The sequence below is a fragment of the Sulfuriroseicoccus oceanibius genome (genome assembly GCF_010681825.2).
Classification (GTDB): domain Bacteria; phylum Verrucomicrobiota; class Verrucomicrobiia; order Verrucomicrobiales; family SLCJ01; genus Sulfuriroseicoccus; species Sulfuriroseicoccus oceanibius.
Window position 1 is genome coordinate 2513037 of sequence record NZ_CP066776.1, and the last position, 24183, is coordinate 2537219.

Annotated in this window: 19 protein-coding genes; 18 read left to right on the forward strand and 1 reads right to left on the reverse strand. The window is 58.3% G+C overall.

The features are described 5' to 3' along the window. Nucleotides 1-171: 171 nt before the first annotated feature. Nucleotides 172-2244 (forward strand): DNA gyrase/topoisomerase IV subunit A, encoded by a 2073-nt coding sequence (locus G3M56_RS10165; protein WP_235203382.1) that lies wholly within the window; start codon nt 172-174, stop codon nt 2242-2244. Between the two features lie 44 nt (nt 2245-2288). Here the strand turns inward: G3M56_RS10165 and G3M56_RS10170 are convergent, their stop codons facing one another. Continuing rightward, nucleotides 2289-3584, reverse strand: a complete 1296-nt coding sequence (locus G3M56_RS10170) for an SHD1 domain-containing protein (RefSeq protein ID WP_164362315.1) — start codon at nt 3582-3584, stop codon at nt 2289-2291. Nucleotides 3585-3969: 385 nt separating this feature from the next. Between G3M56_RS10170 and nuoD the strand changes: the two genes are divergently transcribed. The 17 genes from nuoD to G3M56_RS10255 all read left to right on the forward strand — a co-directional run bounded on the left by nuoD (nt 3970) and on the right by G3M56_RS10255 (nt 24151). Beyond that, on the forward strand, nt 3970-5229 hold the full coding sequence (gene nuoD, locus G3M56_RS10175) for an NADH dehydrogenase (quinone) subunit D (protein ID WP_164362313.1): 1260 nt from the start codon (nt 3970-3972) through the stop codon (nt 5227-5229). Between the two features lie 98 nt (nt 5230-5327). Then, nucleotides 5328-5705, forward strand: coding sequence for a GxxExxY protein (locus G3M56_RS10180; RefSeq protein ID WP_235203383.1), 378 nt, complete (start codon nt 5328-5330; stop codon nt 5703-5705). Between the two features lie 89 nt (nt 5706-5794). Beyond that, entirely contained in the window at nt 5795-6319 is a 525-nt protein-coding gene (locus G3M56_RS10185) for an NADH-quinone oxidoreductase subunit NuoE family protein (protein WP_164362311.1), read from the forward strand. 61 nt (nt 6320-6380) lie between these two features. Beyond that, a complete protein-coding gene (gene nuoF / locus G3M56_RS10190; protein ID WP_164362309.1) occupies nt 6381-7778 on the forward strand; it encodes an NADH-quinone oxidoreductase subunit NuoF in 1398 nt (465 codons plus the stop codon). 57 nt (nt 7779-7835) lie between these two features. Then, nucleotides 7836-9587 (forward strand): NADH-quinone oxidoreductase subunit G, encoded by a 1752-nt coding sequence (locus G3M56_RS10195; RefSeq protein ID WP_164362306.1) that lies wholly within the window; start codon nt 7836-7838, stop codon nt 9585-9587. A gap of 55 nt (nt 9588-9642) precedes the next feature. After that, a complete protein-coding gene (gene nuoH / locus G3M56_RS10200) occupies nt 9643-10767 on the forward strand; it encodes an NADH-quinone oxidoreductase subunit NuoH (RefSeq protein WP_164362304.1) in 1125 nt (374 codons plus the stop codon). Between the two features lie 42 nt (nt 10768-10809). Next, entirely contained in the window at nt 10810-11376 is a 567-nt protein-coding gene (locus G3M56_RS10205; RefSeq protein ID WP_164362302.1) for a NuoI/complex I 23 kDa subunit family protein, read from the forward strand. A gap of 35 nt (nt 11377-11411) precedes the next feature. After that, entirely contained in the window at nt 11412-11771 is a 360-nt protein-coding gene (locus G3M56_RS10210; protein WP_164362299.1) for a four helix bundle protein, read from the forward strand. A gap of 38 nt (nt 11772-11809) precedes the next feature. After that, nucleotides 11810-12394 (forward strand): NADH-quinone oxidoreductase subunit J family protein, encoded by a 585-nt coding sequence (locus tag G3M56_RS10215; RefSeq protein WP_164362297.1) that lies wholly within the window; start codon nt 11810-11812, stop codon nt 12392-12394. A gap of 55 nt (nt 12395-12449) precedes the next feature. After that, a complete protein-coding gene (gene nuoK, locus G3M56_RS10220; protein WP_164362295.1) occupies nt 12450-12764 on the forward strand; it encodes an NADH-quinone oxidoreductase subunit NuoK in 315 nt (104 codons plus the stop codon). A 60-nt stretch (nt 12765-12824) separates the two neighbouring features. Further along, on the forward strand, nt 12825-14669 hold the full coding sequence (gene nuoL, locus G3M56_RS10225; RefSeq protein WP_164362293.1) for an NADH-quinone oxidoreductase subunit L: 1845 nt from the start codon (nt 12825-12827) through the stop codon (nt 14667-14669). Between the two features lie 51 nt (nt 14670-14720). After that, the gene (locus tag G3M56_RS10230; RefSeq protein WP_164362291.1) at nt 14721-16214 is read left to right on the forward strand and encodes a complex I subunit 4 family protein; all 1494 of its coding nucleotides are present in this window, start codon (nt 14721-14723) and stop codon (nt 16212-16214) included. A 58-nt stretch (nt 16215-16272) separates the two neighbouring features. Beyond that, nucleotides 16273-17766 (forward strand): NADH-quinone oxidoreductase subunit N, encoded by a 1494-nt coding sequence (locus G3M56_RS10235; protein ID WP_164362289.1) that lies wholly within the window; start codon nt 16273-16275, stop codon nt 17764-17766. 188 nt (nt 17767-17954) lie between these two features. Continuing rightward, nucleotides 17955-18746 (forward strand): helix-turn-helix transcriptional regulator, encoded by a 792-nt coding sequence (locus G3M56_RS10240; RefSeq protein ID WP_164362287.1) that lies wholly within the window; start codon nt 17955-17957, stop codon nt 18744-18746. A gap of 330 nt (nt 18747-19076) precedes the next feature. Continuing rightward, nucleotides 19077-20006 (forward strand): dihydrodipicolinate synthase family protein, encoded by a 930-nt coding sequence (locus G3M56_RS10245; RefSeq protein ID WP_164362285.1) that lies wholly within the window; start codon nt 19077-19079, stop codon nt 20004-20006. Nucleotides 20007-20126: 120 nt separating this feature from the next. Further along, nucleotides 20127-22865, forward strand: a complete 2739-nt coding sequence (locus tag G3M56_RS10250) for a sodium:solute symporter family protein (RefSeq protein ID WP_164362283.1) — start codon at nt 20127-20129, stop codon at nt 22863-22865. A gap of 83 nt (nt 22866-22948) precedes the next feature. Then, nucleotides 22949-24151 (forward strand): AGE family epimerase/isomerase, encoded by a 1203-nt coding sequence (locus tag G3M56_RS10255; protein ID WP_164362280.1) that lies wholly within the window; start codon nt 22949-22951, stop codon nt 24149-24151. The last annotated feature ends 32 nt before the right edge of the window (nt 24152-24183 follow it).

Below are 24183 nucleotides of genomic sequence, written 5' to 3' on the forward strand. Positions count from 1 at the left end.
CACCGCCTCCCGGTCGATGACTCGGCCCATCTGAACCGCCTCCACAGCAGTCAGGGCTAGAATTGCGTCGATTCCCTTGCATTCGCGCAAATATTTCGGGAATGTGAAGCAATTCTTCCGGCGAGCCTCCCCTGCCCGCCGGCGTAGAACCCCGCGAATCCATCCCTCTCGATGACTCCAGGAAACGACCAAGACCAGCCAGAACCGGACGACGCCCATGCCGACCCAGCCAACGATTTGGAGATGGGAGAGCCAGTGAGCGACGAAGATGCCGGCATTGCCGAAGGACAGGAAAAGGTCGATGACATGTACTCGAAGTATTTCCTCGAGTACGCATCCTACGTCATTCTGGAGCGCGCCGTCCCACATATAAACGACGGCCTCAAACCGGTGCAGCGCCGAATCCTCCATGCCATGCACGGCATCGAAGACGGCCGCTACAACAAGGTGGCAAACATTGTGGGAGACACGATGAAGTACCACCCGCACGGTGACTCGGCCATCGGCGACGCCATCGTACAACTGGGGCAAAAGGATCTCTTGATCGATACCCAGGGAAACTGGGGCAACACACTGACCGGTGACCCGGCGGCCGCGCCACGATACATCGAAGCACGACTCACCAAGCTGGCACTCGCCATTGGGTTCAGCCCTAAGGTAACCGAATGGACAGTGAGCTACGACGGACGCCGCGACGAACCGGTGACCCTGCCGGTTAAGTTCCCGTTGCTTTTGGCTCAAGGCGTGGAAGGCATCGCCGTCGGCTTGGCTTGCAAGATTCTGCCACACAATTTCAACGAACTGATCGACGGCGCGATCGCGGCGCTGCGCAACCAGCCATTTACTCTGGTGCCGGACTTCCCGACCGGCGGTACCATGGATGCCACCGAGTACAAAGACGGCCTGCGCGGCGGCAAGATCCGCGTCCGCGCCACGATTACGATCGAAAAGGCCAAGCTACTGCGCATCACCGAGATCCCATTCTCGACGACCACCGGCTCGCTGATTGACTCGATCGTGGCAGCCAACGAAAAGGGTAAGATCAAGATCGCCCGCATCGAGGACAACACCTCGGCCCACGCAGACATCCTCGTTCACCTTCCTACCGGAACGGATGCCGAGACGATGCGCGACGCGCTCTATGCCTTCACCGACTGCGAGGTCACGATTTCCCCGAACGCCTGTGTGATCAACGAAGGCAAACCGCGCTTCCTCGGCGTCACCGAGATCCTGAAGGAAAACGCATTCCAGACAAAAGCCCTGCTGGGCCGCGAGTTGGAGATCAAGCTTGGCGAACTTCGGGAGAAGTGGCACTTCAGCTCGTTGGAGAAGATTTTCATCGAGGAGCGCATCTATCGCGATATCGAAGAGTGCGAAACTTGGGACGCCGTGCTCGAGGCAATCGACACCGGCCTAAAACCTCATATAAGCGGCCTGCAACGCGAGGTCACCACCGACGACCTGATCCGGCTCACCGAAATCAAGATCAAGCGGATCTCCAAGTTCGACAGCTTCAAAGCGGACGAGATCCTCAAAGGGCTGGAAGCGGATATTGAACAGACCGAGAAAAACCTCCGCAACCTCACCCGCTTTACCATCCGCTGGTTCGAGAACCTCCAGAAGCAGTTCGGCAAAGGACGTGAGCGCAAGACCGCTATTGAGGAGGAAGGCTTCGGCAAAATCAACCGCACCCAGGTCGTGGTCTCGACCGAAACCCTCTACGTCGACCGCAAGAACGGCTTCGCCGGCTGGGGGCTGAAGAAGGAAGAGCCGGTCGAGAAATGCTCGCAGCTCGATGACGTCATCGCCATCACCCGCGAAGGCGTGATGCAGGTACAGAAGATCGCCGAGAAATCCTTCATCGGAAAGAACGCGCTACACGTCGCGATTTTCCGCAAGGAGGAAGCCGCTCAGAAGATCTACTCGATCATCTACCGTGACGGCCGCCAAGGCTCAAGCTACGCCAAGCGGTTCCGCATCGGCGGCGTCACCCGCGACCGCGAATACGACCTCACGCAGGGGAAAAAGGGCACGCGGATCCTCTACTTCGCCGTGCACGACACCGAGGAAGAGTCCGACGACAACCTCGTGCGCATCCACATGAAGAGCGGACTCGGTCTGCGTAACCTCTCGCGCGACTTCCTCTTCGGCGAGCTGGCAATCAAAGGACGAGGCGCACGCGGCAACATCGTCACCAAACGCCCGGTCGACCGCATCGTGCGGGCGCCGAAAGAGGAGCAATAAGCGCGAAACCAAGATCCGTCCGATCCGCCTGCCCCCCCCTCGCACTACGGCTGCACGACGTGCTCCTTGAACTTCAGGAAAATCGGCTCCAGCGGCGTTCCGGCATATTTCTCGGCGTACTTCTCACCGGCTTCCACGACCTCTGGATAGAGCGTCTTGTAGGACCTGTACTCGCTGCCGCAGACCTTCTTCGCCATCTTATCCATGTCCGCCAAGCCATCGACAAAACGTTGGTTTTCTGGATTCTTCGAGAGCTTGCGCATCAGCCGCGCAAACCGCGTGGTGCGCGTGCCACTGGTCAGCCCACGATCGATCATGAACTGCGTTAACATGTAAGCACGGTGCGGCTCTGCCTCGAGACAACTCTCGATCACGCTAAGCACATCCACTTCAAAGCGCGCCTGCTGCTGCGGGTAAGCTTCTCCGTTCTGCTCGAAAAACACACCATTGAGATGGACCATCGCATCCTCAAGCAGCGCCCCACCGGCCCAATCGTGGTTCCCCACAAAGAAACGCAAGACACTGTCAGGATTCGTCATTTTCGCGTGTGATCTGGACATGTCGTAGCGGTTGAAGCAGTTGGTCCCGCACAATCCGTAGGTCACCACATGATTGTCGGGAACCCGCTCACCATGTTTGTGGCAGCTAGAACCAGCCCCACAGGCGATAATACCGGCCACGTCGTTCTGGCTGGCGGTAAAGAACGAGTACCGACTGCCGCCGGAAAACCCACTGAGATAAATCCGCTTTTCATCGATCGGAAGGTTCTCCTTCACGAACTCCATCATCGCGACAATCGCCTTGTAGCTCGCGTCATAGTCGAGCTTGTTCGAGGACTGCGGAGTGGTGGCCAGAATCCATCGGTTCATCTCCGCTGCCTTCTTGTAGCGGTTCAACGTGCCTACCCTCCCACTCCCTGGGTCCTGAATAAACAGAACCGGATGAGCATCATCATCCCGGAGCGACGTCGGCAAATAGAGTCGGCAGGTGTAGCCGTTGGCTGTCGGGATCTCATCGGTGATCTTCCCCAACGGGTATTTGAGCTCCGCAGGTTTCTCACTGGCGAACTTGGCAGCCTCAGCGGCTGCCTCCGCTTTGTTGTAATGGTCTTCGATCGCGTCCTGATCCTCCTGCACCAATTTATCCAACGCGACCACCACGGTTTCGCCGTCCGGCTTCTCCAAGCGAATCTTCCCCATCTTGAAGCCGGTGACCATCGCCTCAATTTGGTGACCTGATTTCGCGGTCCACATCCGCATTTCAGTCGCAGGAGTAGGCTCACCACGGCTGTGTATGAGGAGCACACTGGCGAGAGCAAGGAGGAGAAGAGGGTTTTTCATCACAATGGGAAACAGAATATCGAAACGATGTATCACCCGCACAGCACACACGCCACCATATTGTTAAGCTCACCAAACCACTCGCCGCAACTGCAACCCAGTCTCAATAAGAACGCACCTACCGAACTCCCCACCCGCTCCGAGCCGCCCGCAACGGGCTGAATCCCCCCGGTTAGCCGCGCCGGATTCGACAAGCGCATTCAAACAGCGTACATTACCCACCCACTGGGACCAAAACCCAAGGAAAAAGCATGCTTCGCTCCGCTTGTGAAAAATTTCACAAAATCACCTTGCGAGGGTATGCGAGCGGTCAAATACTGCCCTGTGGTTTTATTCTGGGAGACCTCTGATTTCCCGTTACGACCCGCCCCACACCGATCTCATTATGGCTGAATCAGTTAAGGAATTCGAAGTACCCGACATGGCTGCCAAATCCGCGAACCAAGCGGAGGCCTACCAGCAGACCACCGATGACATTGTCGGCGAAAAGTTGACGGTGAACATGGGGCCCTCCCACCCCGCAACCCACGGCGTGCTGCGTCTGGTGCTGGAATTGGACGGCGAAATGATCACCAAAGCCCAGCCTGAGCTCGGCTACCTGCACCGCGGTGCCGAAAAGATCGCGGAGAACATGCATTACAACCAGTTCGTGCCATACACCGACCGTCTGGACTATCTTGCACCTCTCGCCAACAACGTCGCCTACGCAACCGCAGTCGAGAAGCTGATGGGCTGGCAGTTGCCTGAGCGCGGCCAGGCGATCCGCGTGATTGCCTGCGAGTTGGCACGCATCTCCGCTCACCTGTTGGGCGTTGGCTGTTACGCCATGGACGTCGGTGCGATGACCGTCTTCCTGTACACCTTCACTGAACGTGAAAAGATCTACAACCTCTGCGAACTGCTGACAGGGGCTCGCTTCACGACATCGTGGACACGTGTCGGCGGCCAGATCCGCGACATCGATGACAAGACCTTCGCAGCGATCAACACATTCCTCGACGGCCTGCCGCCAGTGATCGACGAAGTCGACAAGCTCCTCAGCCGCAACAAAATCTTCCTCGACCGTACCGTCGACGTTGGCACCATCACCCGCGAAGACGCTATCGGCTTCGGTCTTACCGGACCGAACCTGCGCGGATCCGGCGTCGACCACGACGTCCGCAAGGCCCGCCCATACCTCGGCTACGAGCAGTATGAGTTCGACATCCCAGTGGGTGAAAATGGTGACAGCTACGACCGCTACCTCGTACGCATGGAGGAAATGCGCCAGTCGATCCGCATCCTCAAGCAGGCTCTCAAGTCGCTCCCATCCGGACCGATCAATGTGGTCGATCCAAAGAGCACCCTCCCACAGAAAGAACGCGTGCTGATGTCGATGGAAGAACTGATCCACCACTTCATCGTCGCAACCCAAGGCATCGACGCACCGGAAGGTGAAGTTTACTTCGCAGCGGAGAACCCGAAGGGCGAACTCGGCTTCTACATCAACAGCAAAGGCGGTGGCGTACCTCACCGACTCAAGATGCGCAGCCCGTCATTCTGCAACTTGTCCATCCTTCCAAAGCTTCTACCGAACCACATGGTCTCCGACGTGGTCGCCATCCTAGGCTCGCTCGACTTCGTGATGGGCGAATGCGACCGCTAACTCAGAATTTATTCAGACAGGATTAACATGATGGACATGATTGGAGCTGCCGGGTTTGCAGCTCTGGATCAGTCCGGAACCAACAGAAACTTCAACGAGTGAACGACCTCCTTACCGAGAAAATTATCGGATGCGCCATGAAAGTGCACCGGACACTCGGCCCGGGATTCTTGGAAAGCGTTTACTCAAATGCACTCTGCCACGAACTTCGAACGTCCGGAATACAGTCCATCCAAGAAGATGCCATCTCCGTCGTGTACGACGGTATTGTCGTCGGCGAATTCAAAGCAGACCTCCTCGTTGAAAACCGAATTATCGTTGAACTAAAAGCCATTGAGACTCTTCACCCAGCTCATGAGGTACAGCTCGTAAACTACCTCACGGCAACCAACATCGAAGTCGGCCTACTCATCAACTTCGGAAGCAGCAGCCTTCAGTTCAAACGAAAGCACCGCACCTATCGCCCTCATTCTTAAGCACAGGATTTAGTCAATCATGTTCCTCATGTTAATCCTGTCTAAAACAAGACCTTTCCCCGTCACCCGCCAACTTCCCTACCGATCCCATGTCAGACTGTGAAAATTTCTCCGTACCCGCCGAACTTGAGGCGGAAGCGGACAAGCGCATCACCCATTACCCTGAGAACAAGCGATCGGCCGTGTTGCCGTTGTTGCACTTGATCCAGCACCACTTTGGATTCATCTCCGAGCCAGCGGTGAAGTGGGTGGCAGCCAAGCTCGACTTGGAACCGATCAAGGTTCTTGAAGTGGTGACCTTCTATCCGGGCTTCCGTCAGGAGGCTCCTGGCAAGTTCCACATCCGAGTTTGCCGCACCCTTTCCTGCGCGATGGGCGGCAGCTACGAGCTGATGGACAAGCTCTGTGAACTCACCGGCATCGACCGCAGCAAGACCAGCCATTCCAACCCGATCGCGGTGAGCCCGTGTGGCAACTTCAGCGTCGAGTTTGCCGAGTGCCTCGCCTCCTGCGGAACCGCACCAGTCTGCATGGTCAACGACGATTTCCACGAGGCGATCACCGACGACAAGGCGGCCGATCTCCTCAAGCAGTACAAGAACGACAATCAGTGAGGATACTTCCCGCTGGAACGCAAACCCGCCCGAACCACCCACTGATACCCGCTTGTAAACCATGAGCCAAATCACTTACCTCGCCGGCAAGGAACCTGATCCACGCGAACACCGACTGATCTTCAAAAACGTCGACCGCGAAGGATGGGACCCATCGATCGCCACCTACATCAATGACGGTGGCTACAAGATGCTCGAGAAGGCCCTGAAGATGGAGCCGTCCGAGATCACCAACGAGGTCAAGACCTCCGGCCTCCGCGGCCGTGGCGGCGCAGGCTTCCCTACCGGCCTCAAGTGGACGTTCATTCCACCAAACAACACCAAGCCGGTTTACCTGATCTGTAACTGCGACGAATCCGAGCCCGGTACATTCAAGGACCGCTACATCGTCCACCAGGATCCACACCAGTTGCTTGAGGGCATGGTGATTTCCAGCTTCGCAGTAGGCGCACACACCGCCTACATCTACATGCGCGAAGAGTTCCCGGAAGCGGCCAAGATCATGGAAGCCGCCATCGAAGAAGCACGTGAAAAGGGCTTCATCGGCAAAGACATCCTCGGATCCGGCTTCGATTTGGAAATCTACGTCCACCGTGGCGCTGGTGCCTACATCTGTGGTGAAGAGACCGGACTCATCGAGTCGCTCGAAGGCAAGCGCCCGTACCCACGGATCAAGCCACCATACTTCCCAGCGGCTCTCGGACTCTACATGTGCCCGACCATCGTCAACAACGTGGAATCACTCTGCCACGTGAAGCACATCATCGAGATGGGCGGCGACGAGTACGCCAAGCTGGGTGTGCCTCGCAACACCGGCACCCGCATCGTCGGTGTCTCCGGCGACGTGAAGAAGCCTGGCTACTTTGAGATCCAGGTGGGCAAGGTCACCATGCGTGAACTGCTCTACGATATGTGCGGCGGACCAAAGGACGGCCGCGAGTTCAAGGCGGTGATCCCTGGCGGATCGTCGTCGAAGATCCTGCGCTGTGACGAGTCGTTCAAGATCAAAGGCAAGGACGGCGACGAGGACCTCTCGTTCTGGGACATCCCTCTCGATTTCGACACCTTGGCCGCCTGCGGCTCGATGGCCGGCTCCGGTGGTGTGATCGTCCTCGATGACTCGCGCAAGATGTCGTGGGTGCTCAACAACCTGAACCACTTCTACGGACACGAAAGCTGTGGTCAGTGCACACCATGCCGCGAGGGCTCGACCTGGATGCGCAAACTCTCCGACCGCATCGTCTCCGGAGAAGCCGCACCGGAAGACGTCGCCACTCTGGAGTCGGTCGCCTATCAGATCGACGGCAAAACCATTTGTGCCTTCGGTGAAGCCTCGTCCTGGCCGGTAGAAGCGATCATCGCCAAGTTCCGCGATGAGCTGCTCGCCGAAACCAAGGAAGAGAACGCCGCCATTTCCACCCCTGAGGCCCTCGCCCAGCGCCAGTTCCTCAAGAAGTAACCGCCAGCTTAACAAGCACTGGCAACCCAATTTTCCAACTCTCGCATTTCTTTCACCATGAGCGACGCTCCAGCTGAAACCAAAGAACTACCGAAAGACATCGCGGCGCGCGATGGCAAGGTGAACGTCCAGATCAACGGAGTCTGGCATCAGTTCCCACGCGGCACCCGCATGATCGAGGCCTGCAAATCGGTAGGCGTGGAAGTCCCTCATTACTGCTACCACCCGAAGCTTTCGTCTCCGGGCAACTGCCGTATGTGCCTCGTGCAGATGGGCATGCCTCCGCGTCTCGCACCGGGACAGGATCCGGAGTACGACGAAGACGGCTACCAGAACATCGGCTGGATGCCACGTCCGGTGATTGCTTGTGCCAACACGGTTGCCGAGAACATGGGCATCCGCACCGGCGGCGAGCTCGTCGAGGAAGTCCGCAACGGGGTGATGGAGTTCTTGCTCATCAACCACCCTCTGGACTGCCCGATCTGTGACCAGGCTGGTGAATGCCGCCTGCAGGAGTTCTCGGTCGAGCACGGCCGCGGCGAATCACGATTCAAGGAAAGCAAGGTCAAGAAACCTAAGAACGTCGACATCGGACCACGCATCCGCCTCGACGACGAGCGCTGCATCATGTGCAGCCGCTGTATCCGCTTCATGGACGAAGTCGCGGATGATCCGGTGCTTGGGTTCACCGACCGCGGAACCCACACCACCCTCACCATTCACCCTGAGCGCCGCCTCGACCACAACTACTCGCTCAACACCGCAGACCTTTGCCCGGTTGGCGCACTCACCTCGAACGACTTCCGCTTCCAGATGCGCGTCTGGTTCCTCAAGGAAACCAAGACCATCGACACCTCGTGCGGAACCGGCGTCAACATTACCGTCGGCGCACGCTCGAACACCATCCACCGCGTGACCCCACGCGAAAACAACGAGGTCAACTCCTCTTGGATGCCAGACAGCCATCGCATGAGCTTCCACGCGGTTGCATCGGAAGCACGCCTCACCCACCCGTTGGTGAAAGAAGAGGACAAACACGTGGAGACCAGCTGGCAGGATGCAATCGCAACTGCAGCCGCAGGACTCAAGCCATTCTCAGGCGAGGAGGTTGCCGTTATCGCATCGGCGCGCATGACCAATGAGGAACTCTTCCTCGTGGCTGACCTTTGCGGCGCACTCGACACCGTCGTGTGCGACGTGGTTCCACGCGTTGGTGAGCCGGACAACATCATGATCTCCGCCGACCGCAACCCGAACACGGAAGGAACCAAGCAAGTACTCGGTCTTGAATCACCGGGCACCACGCTTGCCACCATCCGCGAGGGATTGCAGAGCGGAAAGATCAAAGCCCTCATCGTTCTCGGCGAAGACGTGCTGGAAGATGCAGGCTTCACCGAAGATGAGCTCTCTGCTGCCAAGTTCATTGTCGCCAGCCACACCCACGCCAACGCGACCGCTCAACTCGCAGACGTCGTGCTGCCAGGTGCACACTCGCTTGAGAAGCGTGGCTCGATGATCAACGTCACCGGCCGCATCCAGCGACTGAACCAAGCGGTGCAGGCACCGGGTCAGGCGCTCGAAGATTGGGAGATCCTGCGCGATTTGACCAAAGCTCTCGGCGGCAAGGACAACGGCCTCTACCTCATCGAGGATGTTTTCAAAGCCATGAGCACGGAACTCGAACTCCTCAAAGATCTGTCGCTCGGCAAGATCGGCGACCAGGGCATCCAGCTCTATGAGACCGGCGTGGAGATTCCTATCCTCAAACGCGAACAAGACCGCGTCTCCCGCGGCGAAATCGTTGGCTAACCGCTCCAGCCCGCAAGCCCACTAACGACAGCATTTCCTCACTCCCTTCCAACCAATGGATCCCACCCTACTCTCCATCCTCATCACGCTGGCAAAGATCTTCGGCTTTACCTTTGCCCTGGTGCTGCTCCTCGTCGCCTACTCGGTGTATGCCGAGCGCCGCGTGGCAGCCGCGATGCAAGACCGAGTCGGCCCTAACCGCACCGGTCCATTCGGCCTGCTGCAGCCGATCGCCGACGGCTTGAAGTTCGTTCTCAAAGAAGACTTCACACCGGGCCACGTCCGAAAGTTCTACTTCTGGCTCGCCCCGGCATTGGTCATGGTGCCTGCCCTGATTACCGTGGCGGTGATTCCATTCGGCAGTGAGGTCGCTGTTCCATGGCTGGAAGAGCCGATCAAGCTGGTGATCGCGGACATCAACGTCGGCCCGCTCTTCATCTTCGCCATCGCCTCGCTCTCGGTCTACGGCATCGTATTGGCCGGCTGGTCGTCGAACTCGAAATACCCATTCCTCGGCGGCGTGCGTTCGAGCGCCCAGATGATCTCCTACGAGATCTCGATGGGACTTTCGTTGATCCCGGTTCTCCTCATCATGGGCGAACTCAATCTCAACGACATCGTGCGCTACCAGTCCGAGAACGGCTGGCTGCTCTTCCCAGTGCTGTGGAACCACGAAGGCTTTTCCACATCGTTGGAAGCATGGGCACTGTGGGTTCCGGCCATGATCGCCTTCATCATCTTCACCGTTTCGATCTTCGCTGAGACCAACCGTACGCCATTCGACCTTCCGGAGTGCGAAACCGAGCTCGTTGCTGGTTACCACACCGAGTACAGCTCGATGAAGTTCGCGCTCTTCTTCCTCGGTGAGTACGCCGCTATGATCGTCGGATCGGGCTTGATCGTCACCCTCTTCTTCGGTGGCTGGTCTCTTCCATTCGGCTGGGACCAAAGCATCATGGAAGCCAACGGTGGCGCCAGCCCATGGTGGCTTGGTCTGGCACACGTCGGTGTGTTCCTCGCCAAAGTCATCTGCTTCATCCTCTTCTTCATCGCCATCCGCTGGACCGTCCCACGTTTCCGCTACGACCAACTGATGAAGCTCGGCTGGGTGATCTTCTTCGAACTCGCCCTGGTCAACATCTTCATCGCAGCGGGCATCAAGATGCTCTTCCGTAACTAATCCGGCCGCACTGTCATCCCCACCCATTTCACCTGACTCACTATGGCAACCGTCACAGTCAAACGTCCTAAACTTACCTTTTGGGAGAAGATCTACCTCCCAACGGTGCTCAAAGGTCTGAAACTCACCCTCGCCCACGCCAAGCGATCGTTCCGCGGCAAGACCACCGGCAAAGAACAACTCAACGCCGGACGCCTCGGAACCACCATGCAGTACCCGGAAGAAAAGTGGGACGACCACCTTCCCGAGTACTTCCGCGGTGCACCTGCCCTGGTGACCGACGAAGTAGGCCGTGAGCGCTGCGTCTCGTGCCAGCTGTGCGAGTTCATCTGCCCACCAAAGGCAATCAAGATCGAGCCCGAGGAAATCCCGGCGGATGAAAAATGGTCGAAAGTTGAAAAGCGCCCGAAGGAATTCGAAATCGACATGATCCGCTGCATCTACTGCGGCATGTGCGAAGAAGTCTGCCCGGAACAGGCTATCTTCCTGCGCAAAGACTACGCCATCACCGGCCTCTCCCGCGAAGAGATGGTCCACGACAAAGAGAAACTTTACGAAATCGGAGGCAAACGCGTCGGCCTCGTGAACAAATGGAATGAGCTCAAGTAGCAGGTAGGCAGTAGGTTGTAGGAAGGGAATCCCTGATGGAGAGCGCCAGATCATTCGAAGACCTCATGGCCTGGCAAAAAGCCCACGCTCTCGTACTCGAGATCTACAAGATCACACAATCATTCCCCTCCTCTGAGACCTACGGACTCACTTCACAAATCCGCCGCGCGGCCGTCTCCATCGCATCCAACATCGCCGAAGGCTTCAATCGCTTCTCCCCCACTGAGAAAATCAGATTCTATAACATCGCCGAAGCCTCCGCTGAAGAAGTCCGCTACCAACTCCTGCTCGCACACGACCTCCAATTCGCCGACACCTCTCACCTCCAAGAACAAGCTACAGAAGCAAAACGACTGATCATCGGGCTCATTAAAAGCATTCGGGCCCGCAGCTAGTTCCCCTCCCCACTTCCTACTACCTACTCGCTACTCCAATGGAATCTCTTCTCTTCTACGTCTTCACCGCGATCATGCTTGGCAGCGCGATTGGTGTGATCGTCAACCGCAACCCGATCAGCAGCGCGCTTTGCCTGGTGCTTTCGTTCGTCGGAGTTGCCGGATTGTTCATTCTTCTCAGTGCCTTCTTCATCGGCATCATCCAGATCCTCGTCTATGCAGGTGCGGTGATGGTGCTTTTCCTCTTCATCATCATGTTGCTCGACGTGAATGTGGAAGAGAAGCGCAAGGTCAACCTCGGTGCAGTCGGCGGTGGTATCTTCATCGCCTTGATCTTCCTCGGCCAACTGCTCTCGGTCGTCGGGGACATCCCGGGCGCCAGCGAGCCTCTTGCTGACATCGACCACCAGCAGGCACTCGTTGCCCGCACCGAAGCCCGCGGTACCGACGCCATCGATGGCGACCGCATCGCCGAAGAACTCGCCGAAGGCAGTCTGCCGGACGTCCAGCTTATCGGTGAGGCGATCTTCACCAAATACAACTTCCACCTGCAGATGGTTGGCGTGCTCTTGCTGACCTCGACTGTCGGCGTCGTGCTCCTCTCGAAGAAGAAGCTTTCCTAACCACGCCGCGAAGGCCACTCCGTTCATTCCAGATTTTCATCCCACTCCTTTCACGATGACCTTAGCCAACTACCTGATCGCCTCCGGTCTTCTTTTCACCATCGGATTCCTTGGTGTCTTCGTTCGCCGCAACATCATCGTCGTCTTCATGTGCCTGGAGATGATGCTTACCGCGGCCAACATCACACTCGTTGCGTTCTCGCGCTTCAACGGAACCCAGGGCCTGCCAAACTTGGACGCCCAAACGCTGGTCTTCTTCATCATCACCGTAGCCGCAGCCGAAGTCGCCGTCGGTCTCGCCATCATCGTGGCGCTCTACCGCGCCAAGCAAAGCATCCACACCGACGACATCCAATCGATGAAGGGCTAAGCACCTGCCGACACCCGCTCACCTCCCAAATCGAAAGACTCATCCACGCACCATCCTGATATGGAACTTTCCCTCCTTCCCTGGCTCCTACTTCTGCTCCCGCTCGTCAGCGCGGCGTTGATCCGGTTCGTCTTCAAAAAAGCCGCCAACCTCAGCGCCTACATCGGCACTGCATCGGTCGCCGCTACCTTCGGCATCAACCTGATGTTGCTCACAAACCTGGGCGCCGAATCGCTCGCTGAAATCAAACCACTCAAGTGGTTCGAAGCAGGCTCGTTCTCGATCGACCTCGGAGTCACCGTCGACCAACTCGCGGTCGGCATGATGTTCGTCGTCACCACCATCGGCTTGCTCGTTCACCTCTTCTCGCTTGGGTACATGAAGGACGACGCAGGCAAGTCGCGCTACTTCGCCGGGCTTTCGCTCTTCATGTTCTCAATGACCGGCATCGTGCTCTCGGACAACTTCCTGATGATGTTCATCTTCTGGGAGCTCGTGGGTGTCAGCTCGTACATCCTGATCGGCCACTGGTTCGAAAAGAACTCGGCAGCCGAGGCCTCGAAGAAAGCATTCCTCACCAACCGTATCGGTGACTTCGGCTTCATGGCCGGTATCCTCATTCTCTTCGGTGCAACCGGAACCGTCAGCTTCACAGGAATCGAAGCCGCATTCGCAGGTGCCAACGCACCAATCGCCGGCGGCCTCCTCACCCTCGCCGTGCTCGGCATCTTCTGCGGCGCCGTCGGTAAGTCGGCCCAGCTTCCACTCCACGTCTGGCTGCCAGACGCGATGGAAGGCCCAACCCCAGTCTCCGCGCTCATCCACGCAGCCACCATGGTTGCCGCCGGTGTCTACATGCTGGTCCGCGTTTCGTTCCTTATCGAGTCCGATGCATGCGCGGCCAACGTGATCGCCTGGATCGGTGGTATCACCGCACTGCTCGCCGCACTCATGGCCACGCAGCAGAGCGACATCAAGCGCGTACTCGCCTACTCCACCCTTTCCCAGCTCGGTTACATGGTGATGGCCGTGGGTCTGCTTGCCGGATACGCTGGTATGTTCCACCTCTTTACCCACGCCTTCTTCAAGGCGCTCCTCTTCCTCGGCTCCGGTGCTGTGATCTACGCCTGCCACCACGAGCAGGACATCTGGAAGATGGGCGGGCTGTTCAAGAAGATGCCGCTCACCGCAATTACCTTCATCATCGGTACGCTCGCACTGATCGCGGTTCCTGGCATGTCCGGATTCTGGTCGAAGGAGGCCATCCTTCACGCCGCCGAGGACGCCAACCCTGCATTGTTCTGGATCGCAGTCTTCGTCGCCTTCCTGACCACCTTCTACATGACCCGCCTGGTGATCGTCACTTTCTTTGGCAAAGCCCGCGCCCACGGTGCGGAAGAAGCCAAAGAAGTCGGCCCTACCATGCTGCTTCCGCTGCTCGTTCTTGCCGTACTCTCGGTGATTGCCGGTTTCGGATTCTTCGGTGCCAAGTTCATGCCAGAGGCTTTCCACTCGAAGCTTCACTGGGGTGACCACCCTGCAGAAGTTGCCGAAGGCAGCCTTGCATTGATCGCCTCGATCACGACGCTCGTGCTCGGTCTCATCGCAGCCACAGTCCTCTACAAAGGCAAGGACAAGGATCCGATCTCGATCCCACTCTTCCGCAACAAATTCTACATCGACGAAATCTACGCCTGGGTCGTTCGCCTCGGCCAGGACCTCGTCGCCTTTGTTGCCAACGTGATCGACCGCTTCGTCATCGGTGGCGCAATCGTCCGCGGAGCCGCTGGTCTTTGCTCGGGTGCCGGTCTCTTCTTCCGCCGCATCCAGTCCGGCAACCTTCAGGCCTACGCCCTCATGCTCGGCGTTGGCGCCATCGTCATCATCTACATCGCGCTGAACTAACCCAAGCCGCAGCGCCCGTCCCGCACTTTTCACCGCACCATCCATTCCAAGATGTCCGCTATCCCAGTCATCATCCTCCTACTTCCGATCCTCGCAGCGATCGCGATCGGTCTCCGTGCCCCGGCGCGCAACACCGCACTCCTCGCGGCGATTGCCAACGTCGCACTGACCGCCGTCCTGTGCTTCAACTTCGACCAAAGCCAAGGCACCGGTGACTTCCAGTTCACCTCAAGCCTGCTGGTTCTCCAGTCGCCTGAGATCTCCCTCGCCTTTGGCGTGGACGGAATGAGCCTCATCATGGTGCTGCTCACCGTCATCGTGACGCTCGCCGCACTTTGGAGCATCAAGCCTCAGATCGCCAACGAGCGCCTGCACTACATCTCGTCTTTGCTGATTGCAGCTGGTGGTCTCGGTGCTTTCCTCTCGACCGACGTCTTCTTCTTCTACGCCTTCCACGAACTGGCGTTGATTCCGACCTTCCTCATGATCGGCCTCTGCGGGCGCGGTGAAAATCCAAAGCGCGTCGCCTGGACCATCACACTCTACCTCGCTCTCGGCTCGCTCGTGCTCCTCGCCGGCATCGTTGCGTTGGTGCTCAACAGCGGCGGCTCCGACGGCGGACTCACCTTCTCCATGAGCCACTTGCTCAGCATGGGCTCCCAGATCGATCCATCAACTCAGAAGTGGATCGCCGCTCTGCTCCTCGTTGGCTTCGGCACCTTGGTTTCGCTCTTTCCATTCCACTCGTGGGCGGCACCAGCCTACGCCGCTGCACCGACTTCGGTCTCGATGCTCCACGCCGGTGTGTTGAAGAAGTTCGGTCTTTACGGCCTCATCCGCCTCGCCGTCCCTCTCCTTCCTGAGGGCATGGCCGAGTGGACCAACGTCCTGCTCGTCCTGCTGCTCTGCAACATCCTCTACGTCGGCTTGGTCACCGTTGCCCAGCGCCGCCTCGACCTGATGCTTGGCAACTCGTCAGTGATGCACATGGGCTACATCTTCCTCGGCATCGCTGCCCTGATCTCTGACAAGGGACCAAACCCAATCGCCACCAACGGCGCGGTGCTTCTCATGTTCGCCCACGGTGTTTCGATTGCCCTTCTCTTCGCGCTCGCCGGTAAGATCGAGGAGCGCACCGGTCGCCTTGAGCACGACACCCTCGGTGGTCTCGCCAAGAAGATGCCGTCGCTCGGCTTCCTCTTCGGTCTCGCGGCTTTCGCATCCATCGGCCTTCCAGGATTCGCCAACTTCGCCGGTGAAGTTGCCATCTTTGTCGCTGCCTTCGCTGGCGTTTACGACGGATCCACACTGACCGAACTCGGCAACCTGCAATGGGCTGCAATCGCCGCCTTCTGGGGCGTCGTGATCTCCGCGGTCTACATGCTCCGCTCGTACCGCTCGATCTTCATGGGCGAGGAACCAAAAGGCGGACTCGAAGTCGATGGTCGCCTCACCCTCGATGAAAAACTGCCACTCGGCATGCTCGCCGCCGCCCTGCTCGTGGTCGGCTTCTTCCCGAACATCATCCTCCAGTACCTCAACTAAGGTAGCCGTCTCGGATCCACACATCCCCTCAGGTCACTCTATTTTCCCAATTCCAACCATGCCAGCCCACTACCTCGAATTTCTCCTCCTCGGATTCGGTCTCGTGCTCTTGCTTGTCGAGGCATTTGTCCCACTTCGTGACAAATCGTTCATCGGCAAACTCGCCGCCGCCGGATTGCTCGTTGCCTTTGGTTTGCTCTTTGCCATCGACCGCAATCCCGTCCAGAGCGACGTCTTTGCCAACTACTACCACGTAGACGCCGCAGCACTCTTCTTCAAAGGCATCGCCATTCTGACTACGTTCTGCGTCGTTCTGCTCGGCCTCGACTTCCTGCCTGTGCTCAAGCAAGGCATCAATGGAGCCTCGGACAGCGAGCGCACCAGTCAGGGAGGCATCGCTGAATTCTTCAGCCTCCCGATCTTTGCCTGCGCCGGCCTCATGTGGATGGCCTCCGCCAAGGACCTGATCACCATGTTCGTCGCACTCGAAACCGTGACCATCACCTTCTACGTCATGGTCTCATCGATGCGCCGCAACGTCGGTTCTCTTGAGGCCGGGGTAAAATACCTCATCCTCGGTGCCCTCTCCACCGGCGTCCTAGTCTTCGGTATGGCTTGGGTCTTCGGTGCCACCGGTACACTGTCGCTTGAGGTTCTTACCAATGCCGGCCCGGAGCAATGGGCGACCTGGTCGTCTTCCTCAGCCCTGCTCTTTGGTGTCGCACTCGTTCTCATCTCGCTAGGCTTCAAAGTCGGTGCCGTCCCAATGCAGGTCTGGATTCCAGACGTGTACCAGGGTGCGCCAACCCCGATCACCGGATTCCTTTCCGTCGGATCGAAGGCTGCAGGATTCATCGTCCTGTGGCGCTTCGTCCAGCCATTCCTCGGCCGTGGTGAGCTTACCGAGACCATTCTCCTCATCCTCGCGGTTATGACCGCCGCCACTCTGCTGGTCGGAAACCTGGCAGCACTCGGACAATCAAACTTCAAGCGCCTGCTTGCTTACTCGTCGATCGCTCATGCCGGATTCCTCCTGCTCGGTCTCGTCGCCGGCACCCCATTGACCGTACTCGGCTTCTACCTCGGTGCTTACCTGCTCATGACCTTCCTCGCCTTTGCAGTGCTCGCCATCGTACGCGTCAAAACCGGCAGCGACGAACTGGTCGCCTTCAACGGATTGGCCAAGCGCTCGCCATTCCTCGCCTTCGCATTGGTTGTGGCCGTTTCCAGCCTCGCTGGCGTCCCTGGCACAGCCGGCTTCATCGGCAAGTTCCTCATCATCATGGGCACAGTCAGCGCCAGCGCATGGGTGCTTCTCGGCTTCGCTGTCCTCGGCGCGGCCTCCGGCTTCTACTACTACCTGAAGGTGCTGCGCAACGTGTTCTGGCTTGAAGGATCGGAAGACTCCATCACCGTCACTCCGCTGACCAAGGCATTCATCACCGTTCTCATCGCGGCGATCTTCTTCTTCGGAATCTATCCTAAGCCGATCTTCGACGCCCTCGGCGTCCAAACGACTGAGACCGCGACCGAGCTGGTCAGCCAGCCGTAGTCCACCCGCGGCTAATTCACATTCTCCTCCAATGCGGAGCCTCCAGCAGGCTCCGCATTTTTTTGTGTCTATTTCACACCGGACAACCGCACCCGTCATCGGATTCAGATTCGTACCCCATCTCACGGAAGCCGCTGAGCCCCTCGCTACAGCGGGCTCAAGATGATCACCCGAAGTTGACCCTCCTGATGCCACACCTCCCGCCCCCTCAGCTCAATGAAAACGACATCCGCTCGATCGTACGACTGCTAGGACAAGTCGCAGTCGAAGGCAACTGCCTCCGCGAAAAGCGCAAGCTTCTGATGACTGGGCTCATCTCGCTCATCGACGCCGACTCTTGGGCCTGGGGCGTCTACGCAAACGAAACACCAGGTGAACTACAGCAGCCGTCCCTGCTTATGTACGATGGTTTTACCCCCGATGAATTCGGCGCATTCGCCATCGCACAAAACCACCCGGACATGGCGCGCCTCAGTGCCCCCTTCATGGAAGATTGCCGACAATCCGACGGACGCGTCACCCGCCTGCGCCAACAAGTCGACCCCGAAAACACATTTCCTAACTCAGAGGCCTACCATCTGTGGCGCGCAGCTAATGTCGACCCGCTCATTCTCTCAAGCAAATTGAACCGATCCGGCCAACGCGGCGTAATCGGCATCTACCGCAAGTTCGGCCGTCCACTTTTCAACGAGAGAGAACTCCGCATCACCCACATCGTGCTCACGGAGGTCTCATGGCTCCACGAAGAATCCTGTCAGAAGATTCCCACTGAAGCCGTGAGCTGCTTGTCCCCAAGGCTCAATACCATCCACAACCTCCTCCTCGCGGGCCAGACAAGAAAGCAAATCGCCCACGAGCTCAGCATCTCGATCAACACCGTCCACAGCTACATCAAAGAGCTCTATCAACGCTTCGAAGTTCACTCTCAAGCCGAACTCATCCGCCGCTTCATCCAAGGCGACGGGGGGGATGGGCTCTGATCGCCCCCCCGCAGGCCTGTTCGGCACCGGCACGCCACAACCTACACTCCCCCAACGATCTCCCCCCCCGGACAACAGCAGACATTCCAGCCAACCGAATGTAGCTTCTGGGTCGCATGTAATTGTCGGGAAATCGGCGCAATTTTCGCTGTACGAAAAGCTTGCTCCTCCTATCCTCACTCGTGTCTAAAATCCCTGCATAATCATTGATTATCGCTGGATCGTCGGCCAAAAGAGTCTCCAACTGGTCGCACAAGAAGACCAGACAACTACGAGTGACTCACCCCAACAAGCAAGCTACAGATTGCATACATTTTCCCCAAGATTTCTATGAATCCATTGAACATTGATGGCTTGGTCGCCGCCACGGTGACCCCGATGCACGCAGACGGCTCGGTAAACTATGACCTCATCGCCCCACAGATCGACTACCTCGTCGACCAAGGCATCAAAGGCGCATACATCCTCGGTAGTACCGGTGAAGGCATGTTGCTCACCGACGACGAGCGTAAGAAAGTCGCCGAAAAGTTCGTCACTCTCGCCGGTGACCGCCTCCCTATCTTCGTTCAGGTCGGCCACAACAGCTGGCAAGCTGCCGCAGACCTCGCAGCCCACGCCGAATCACTCGGTGCAGCTGCCGTTTCGGCCACCTCGCCGGGCTACTTCAAGCCAGACAACGCTCAGAGCCTCGTCGACGGCGTAAAAGAGGTCACCGATGCCGCTCCAAACACACCATTCTACTACTACCACATCCCAGCCCTCTCCGGCGTATCGGTCGACATCATCGAAGCCGCACGCCTGAGCAAGGAACAGCTGCCAACCTTCACCGGTATCAAGTACTCGGACGGCTCGACCTTCTACAACCTGCCACTGCTCCAGGAAGCCGCTCCAGGCTGCGAGTTCTTCGCTGGCTCGGACGAAGCCTACCTGATGTCGGTTGCTCAAGGTTTCAAGGGTGCTGTCGGTAGCACCTACGGCTATGGCAAAGTGATCTACGACAACGTGCGCAAGCATGTTGAGGCCGGCGAGTTCGAAGAAGCCCGCATGTGGCAGGCCCGCGCTCTCTCGATGATCACCACCTTCTTCTCAACCTGCGGCCGTTCCGGCATCAAAGGCATGTGGAGCGCCATCGGCCTTCCAATGGGTGCCAGCCGCAACCCGATCGCCAGCACCACGCCTGAGCAGATCGACGCGCTGCGCAAGGGCCTCGAGCAAATTGGCTTCTACGACTGGGCTGCCCAGCAAGTGGTCTCCAAGTAACCGCTCACGCTCAACCTCAGCACTTCCCTCTTCATCCGGCTGGTGCGCACTGCCCAGCGGTGCCACCAGCCGGATCTTTTTTTAGCCTCCCGTTCCATCTTCCAAACCACCCGATCCACCATGTTTCGCAAGCTCTTCCCCCTGCTCCTAGCCCTGATGGCTTCCCTGCCATTGATGGCATCAGACGCCATCAAGTGGTCGTCAGATTTCCCTGCCATCCCCGATGACTACGGATACGCGGGCGCATTTGCGGGCGTGATCGGTAAAAACGACTCACCGCGCACGCTGGTCATCGCGGGTGGTGCCAACTTCCCAGATGCGGATCCTTTCACCAGCAACGTCGGCAAAGCGTGGCACGACACCGTGTTCACCATTCCGCTTGAAGGCAACTCGCTGAAGGCCGCCGGAACATGGACCGTCAGCGGAGCCAAGCTCCCTCTTCCCCTCGGTTACGGAGCATCCGCCACATTGCCGCATCACGGCTCCGCCCTTTTCATCGGCGGCAGCTACAAGGTCGACGGCGAGGAAATCTTCTCCAACAAGGTCTATGAAGTGACCATCGCCAACGGCAACCCGGTCTTCACCGAGGTCGCGCAATTGCCAACCGGCACGTCCTACATGGCGGCGGCCACCATTGACAAAAATGTCTACGTCTTCTCCGGCCAGGGCGCCGAAGGCGAAATCGAGCAGGCTCTCGTGCTCGACACATCCTCCGACAACCGCAGCGACTGGCAGTGGAAGTCCATGCCATGGCCTGAGTATTCCGAAGGCGTACCAGCCCGCGCCCGCGCGCACTACACAATCGGCACCATCGGCAACAAACTCTTCGTCTTCGGTGGCCGCGCCAAGCAACTCGCCGGCGACCACCGGGTTCATAAAGACGACGTCAACGACCTCTACGGCACCGACGACTTCCGCGACTGCTACGTTTACTCACCAGGCGCAACCGACGCCGCAGCCGGAACCTGGGCGCGTGTCGCAGACCTCCCGACCGCGATCTCCGCAGCACCTACCAATGCGGTACCAGCAGGTGCCAGCCACCTCCTCGTGCTCGGCGGCGTCGACCTGGCCACGCTGGTCGACCTGCAGGATAAAGACAAGTATCCAAGCCTCAACAACGCCCGCCACGGCTTTGACCATCCGGGCTTCCCACGCAAGGTCCTGGCTTACCACACCATCACCAACACCTGGGCAGAACAAAGTGAGATCCCTGCCGAGATGAAAGCTCCGGTGACCGCACCGGTCGTGATCGCCGGCAATGACTTCCTCGTGCCATCCGGCGAATGGAGCCCGAAACTCCGCACATCCAATGTGCTCGCCGGCACCATCACACCACCAATCCCTGACTTCGGATGGATCAACTGGTCGGTCGTTGCCATCTACCTGCTCGGCATGGTCGGTGTCGGTTACTGGTTCATGAAGCGCGAAGCCGCATCCAGCACCGAAGCGTACTTCCGTGGCGGACAAAAGATCCCATGGTGGGTCGCTGGTCTTTCGATCTTCGCCACCATGCTCAGCGCCCTCACCTTCATGGGCATCCCGGCACGCGCCTACCAAACCGACATCACTTGGTACATCGGACAGCTGCCTATCCTCCTCGTGGCACCGCTCGTTGCGTTCTGCTACCTGCCTTTCTTCCGTCGCCTCAACATCACCAGTGCTTACGAATATCTCGAGAAGCGCTTCGGCCTCGGCGTCCGCGTCTTCGCCAGCTTGTCGTTTATTCTCTTCCACATCGGCCGCATCGCGATCGTTCTCTACCTCCCGGCACTCGCGGTTTCCGGCGTGACCGGCATCCCTGTGACCACAGCCATCATCGTCATCAGCGTGCTTTGCATCATCTACACCGTGATGGGTGGCATCGAAGCAGTGGTTTGGACAGACGCCATTCAGGCAATGGTTCTCATCGGCGGCGCACTGCTTTGCTTCATCCTCGTCGTGTTCAGCCTCGACGGTGGGATGGGTGAACTCTTCACCATCGCCCAGGCCGACGACAAGTTGTTCTCCAACTTGGAATGGGGCAGCTTCGACATCAAAGATGGAACAGCAGCCGTCTCGGTCCTCTTCCTCGCCTTCACCTTCAACGCCCTGGTTCCATACACCTCGGGACAAGACGTGGTGCAGCGTTACGTCACGACCTCGGACGAGCAAGCCGCCCGCAAGTCGCTCTGGACCACCATGTGGATGTCAGTCTTCGGTTCGTTGATCTTCTTCGGTCTCGGCGCGGCGATCTACGCCTTCTACAAGACCCACCCGGACCTCCTCAGCCCGGCCATGGCGAAGACCGACAGCATCCTGCCATTCTACATCGTGCAGCAGCTGCCAGTCGGAGTCTCTGGCTTGATCATTGCAGCGGTCTTCGCGGCAGCGCAGTCGACCATTTCCAGCTCGCTCAACAGCTCGGCCACAGCTTACATCAAAGACTTTGACTCCCGCCTGTTCCGCCCTGGCCGCGACGACAAGACCTACCTGCGCGCAGCACAGTTTGTCGTCACCGGCATCGGCATCCTCGGGACCATCGTTGCCATCATCATGGCAAAGTCGGACATCGAGTCGGCCTTCAAGACCTTCAACTCGATCATCGGCCTGACCGCAGGTTCGCTGGGTGGTCTATTCGCCCTCGGAATCTTCACCCGCAAAGCCAATGGCACAGCAGCTCTGATTGCCGCATTCATCGGCGCGGGAGTGGTGATCACACTCTTCCTCACGGAAGCACCTGTCACCGGTCTGCTCTACGCCTTCATCGGATTCGCTACCTGCTTCGTGCTCGGCATCATCCTCGGCACCATCATGCCGGCCAAGCCACAGCAACTCAAGGGGCTCTCGTTCTCCACCATCAAGGACATCGGAAAAGACTAATTCCAACAGCCCAAAATCCACATTAACTTCAAGGTAGCCACTCCGGTGGCTGCCTTTTTTCATCCACTCAAAAGCCACATCCCATGTCTGCTTATACCACCGAAGAATTGAACGGCCTGCGCGACTTCTACCGCGACAGCTTGCTCGACGACACCCTCAAGTTCTGGCTCCCTGACGCCATCGACAAAGAACACGGCGGCTACCTCCTGATGCGCGACGCCGACGGATCACTCGTCGACACCGACAAATCCGTCTGGTTCCAGGGCCGCTTCGCAACCATCCTCGGCACGCTCTACAACCAGGTCGAACCACGCCAGGAATGGCTCGACGGGGCCAAGGCAGGCGTCGACTTCCTGCGCAAGCACTGCATCGACGACGATGGTCAGATGTTCTTCATGGTCACCCGCGAGGGCAAGCCTCTGCGCAAGCGCCGCTATTTCTTCTCCGAAGCATTTGCCATCAGTGGCTACTGCCAGCTCGCCAAAGCCACCGGCGACGAGCAACTCGCCCAGGAAGCTCGCGATTTGTTCAAGCGCTGCATGGAGTACGCAGACGGCACCCGCCCGCTCGCTCCCAAGTTCACCGACGAACGCCCGACCATAGGAATCGGCGTGCCGATGATTTTCCTCAACATCGCCCAACAACTTGTCGACACCGTGGGCTGCGAGTTCGCCGAATCCTGTATCGACAAGTTCGTCGAAGACATCCGCAAGTTCGTCAAGGACGATATCGAATGTGTGATGGAGTGCCTCTCCCCTGAAGGCGATATCATCGACCACTTCCAAGAGCGCACGCTCAACCCGGGCCACGCCATCGAGGGCGGATGGTTCATCCTCCACGAGGCACGCCGCCGCGGCGGTGACAAAGACCTCGAAGACCTCGGCCTGCGCATGATCGACTACATGTGGAAGCGCGGATGGGACGAGCAGTTCGGCGGCATCATCTACTTCAAGGACGTCTACGACAAACCGGTGATGGAGTACTGGCAGGACATGAAGTTCTGGTGGCCACAGAACGAAGCCGTCATCGCCACCCTCCTCGCCTACACCATGACCGGCGATGAAAAGTGGGCCGAGCGCCACCGCATGATCCACGAATACGCTCACAAACATTTCCACGATCCTGAGCACGGTGAGTGGTTCGGTTACCTCAGCCGCGACAACCGCGTCTGCTCCACACTCAAGGGAACCCACTACAAGGGACCATTCCACCTGCCGCGCATGCAGACCTACTGCTGGCAGTTGCTCGAATCCCTCGGCACCGACCCGACTTTGGTCGTTCGTTAGACCTGCCTATCACCTATCAACCGCGGCTCCGA